Raw genomic sequence first — 933 nt, 5'->3', positions numbered from 1 at the left:
AACTTTTCAGAAACGGCTGTAGTTTTTGGTTTCAAAAAAACTTGTAATGTTAAAACGAACAATAAAAAATAGGCGGGGATCATACGCCAGTTTGCACCAATTACAATGATGATGGCAAATAAGAATACATAATTGATCAGTAAAATGACTACATTTTTTTTCGTCAAACCTCGTTCGATAAAGATGGGAGTGATGCTAGATAAAAGTAAAACAGCAACAAAAATGATTTCTAACATTTTTAGTTTTTAGCTCCTTTCCAAATTACATAAAAATAGATTGATAATTTACAACATTATCAATTATATAACTATCATTGATGATTGTATGCATGTAAGTAAGTTTAGAATGTTTTTACATGACATCTTAAAAAAAGTACTCATACGAGTACTTTTTCTTAAATGAATTATTATTTATTTTTAAACCGTTCCCCACAGATGATAAACCATACCGATAACAAAAAATGTGAGTCCTACAAACAAAACGATTAAAGCAAGTATTCCATTTTTATTATGTTCCATACATTCAGCTCCTTTTTCATTTACTTACATACAAAAAAGCCTTTAGTCGTAATTATGGCTAAAGGATCGGATTCTCATACTTTTTAGTTTATAAAGAGATGAAGGATATATGTATCTTTAGATATATAATGGGTTACTGACGGCAACATGCGGGTTTTATTTGCTAAGAAATTTATAAAGATTTCAGATGAATATTAACATCTTTTATAATCTTAAAATCTCTGTTTGGATATATAAACTTATCTCAGTTTGATGGGGATGTGCATGTCCCTCTAAAATAAAAAACACTCATTAAGAGTGTTTTTTATTTTAGAGTATCAACTATATTTCTGGTTACTGTGTTTTTTTATAGTAATAGTAGTTAACTAAGAGCAGGACAAAACCTATCAAAAATCCATAAAGTATACTCATAAAG

The 933-nt window shown here is 28.3% G+C and carries 1 pseudogene; it reads right to left on the bottom strand.

Going from position 1 to position 933, the window contains the following annotated elements:
* A pseudogene (locus KI369_RS28900) lies at positions 1–236 on the bottom strand (alpha/beta hydrolase family protein); the annotation flags it as partial.
* Positions 237–933: the final 697 nt, after the last annotated feature.

Origin of the sequence: Bacillus sanguinis (assembly GCF_018332475.1) — a bacterium.
Taxonomy (GTDB): Bacteria; Bacillota; Bacilli; order Bacillales; family Bacillaceae_G; genus Bacillus_A; species Bacillus_A sanguinis.
This window is presented reverse-complemented; position numbering and strand designations above follow the sequence as displayed.